Raw genomic sequence first — 2,296 nt, 5'->3', positions numbered from 1 at the left:
TGGCCGAGAAGAATTGGTCATGGTTACCCATCTGCTTGCTCAATCGTTCGCCCCGCAGCACGCTGCGGCGGACCTGATCCACCGAGGCCCGTATCTCGCGATTACCAACACATTCCACGGCCACTCCGACTGCGTCAACGGGCGTGTAACCACACTCGACCATTGACGACATGCCTTCGACAAACTGCAACACTGCAACATCGCGAAGCCATGGACCAACCAGCGGCAATTTCAGCAAACCGGCGTCGGCCATTCGTGACAATTTGGGACGCGAACGAATGAGTGAGAGTAACGCGACCAACGTGATACAAAACGGAACGACGAGCCATCCGTTGTGGATGACTTGCCGGCTCATTCCGGTGACCACCTGCGTCACCACCGGCAAATCGACACCGCTGCTGGAATAGACCGTTTCAAATTCAGGCACCACGACGACGCACATGAAGATCATTAAACCAGCACCGGCTACCGTGATCAGCACCGGATAACTCACCTTTTTAATGATCCGTTTCCTTAAAGCGACACTTCGCTCGAGTTGTTCGCAGACTCGGCGCATCGCTTTTTCGAGCGAGCCACTTTTTTCACCGATGCGAATTTGTTGGATTTGCATCGGAGTAAAGGTGCGTGGGTAACGCTGCATCGCGTCGCTGAGAAGTCCGCCCGCTTCGATGGTCATGCGAAGCCGGACGAGCACGCTTCGGTAACGAGCCGATGATCGGTCCGCCGCCAGCGAAGCGAGGGCTTTGGGAAGCGACAAGCCGTTTTCAAGCAACATCAAAAGCAATCGCAACAGATCGGCGAGTGGAACCGGAGGAATTCGTGTCGCATCCCCTCCCTTTTTCTTGCCACCGACTTCGATCGAGTGCAGTTTGCGCAACAATCCCATCACCCCACCACCCGCAGAAGCGACGGAAGGGGAGCGAGAGTTCAGCGGGACGTGAGAGGTTGCCATGGTTTAAAATCGGAGGGAATAGGGGGTTAAACGCACATCGTGTCGATTTCTCGCGATCCGCCAACGATCGGTTTAGATTCTTTTCGGCGGCGGTCACCACTTGTTTTGAAGTACACCTCTTCGAGGGACGTGCGGCCCGCGACGGCTTGTTCAAGTCCCGCGTTAGCGAGCCCCACCATCCCAGCGGCAACCGACATCTCGTACAGTTTTGAATGCGGCACACCGGCTTCGATTGCCATCGTGATCTCGGGTGTAATCGGCATGATTTCAAAAATCGGCAAGCGGCCTGAAAAACCGGTCCCTAAACATTTCTTGCAGCCTTCGCCGCGGAAGAAGTCGGCTGATCTCGAAATCGTCTCGTCAGGATCTAACGCGTCGAGCAGATTGTGGTTCGGTGCGACCGGCATCTTGCAGTTTTCGCAGACGCGGCGAAGCAGTCGCTGGGCGACACTGCCAAGCAACGAACCGGCGATCTTGAAATTATCGACGCCGAGATCACTCAATCGCTGAACCGCGCCGACGGCGTCGTTGGTGTGCAGAGTGCTAATCATCAAGTGACCGGTCAAAGCGGCTTGCACCGCCGTGGTCGCCGTTTCACTGTCGCGAATTTCACCGACCATGATGACGTCCGGATCCTGACGCATGATGTATTTCAGCGCGTTGGCGAATCCCATTCCGAACTCGCTATCGCTTTGCACTTGATTGATCCCTGGCAATCGATATTCGACCGGATCTTCGACTGTGACGATGTTGCGGTCGTCACCGTTTAGATGTTGAAGCACGGCGTACAATGTCGTGCTCTTTCCACTTCCGGTTGGCCCCGTGACCACAAACATCCCGTGCGGCTTGTCGATCATCTCGCGAAGCGATGTGAGGTTGCGAGGCATCATGCCCAAACCGTCCAACGAGAATGTCTTGCCGCCTTCATTAAGCAGTCGTAGTACTAGTTTTTGTCCATCGACGGTGGGAATCCCGCTCACACGAAATCCAACCCGTTTGCCATTTTCGTAAACATTCAAATGACCGTCCTGCGGGCGACGATTTTCAGTCGTGTCCATATCGGCCATGACTTTGATTCGGCTGATCACCGATTCTTCGATATGGTTGGGAATTGTCATGACTTGTTGCAGTTCGCCATCGACGCGGTAGCGTACTCGCATCTCTGGTTTGAACGGTTCGAGATGGACATCACTGGCCCCTGCTGTTGCTGCGCCCGATAAGATGGCTTGCACCAAACGGACCACCGGCGCGTCCTCTTGATCGACGGCAACCGCCGATGGATTGACGTCCTCTCCCGATGCCTGCAATTCACGAAGCTCGGCAAGTTTCATGTCGACAATCGTT

2 protein-coding genes are annotated in these 2,296 nt (G+C 55.1%); both read right to left on the bottom strand.

Annotated features, from left to right (window positions below; translation table 11 throughout):
• Positions 1 to 952, bottom strand: a 952-nt coding sequence (locus RMSM_RS28380) for a type II secretion system F family protein (RefSeq protein WP_008705334.1), incomplete at its 3' end; no start/stop codon positions are given.
• 26 nt (positions 953 to 978) lie between these two features.
• Positions 979 to 2,296, bottom strand: a 1,318-nt coding sequence (locus RMSM_RS28375; protein WP_040769796.1) for a GspE/PulE family protein, incomplete at its 5' end; no start/stop codon positions are given.

This window comes from Rhodopirellula maiorica SM1 (assembly GCF_000346295.1).
Classification (GTDB): domain Bacteria; phylum Planctomycetota; class Planctomycetia; order Pirellulales; family Pirellulaceae; genus Novipirellula; species Novipirellula maiorica.
The sequence above is the reverse complement of the archived record's forward strand: the minus strand, read 5'-3'. Positions and strand labels throughout refer to the sequence as shown.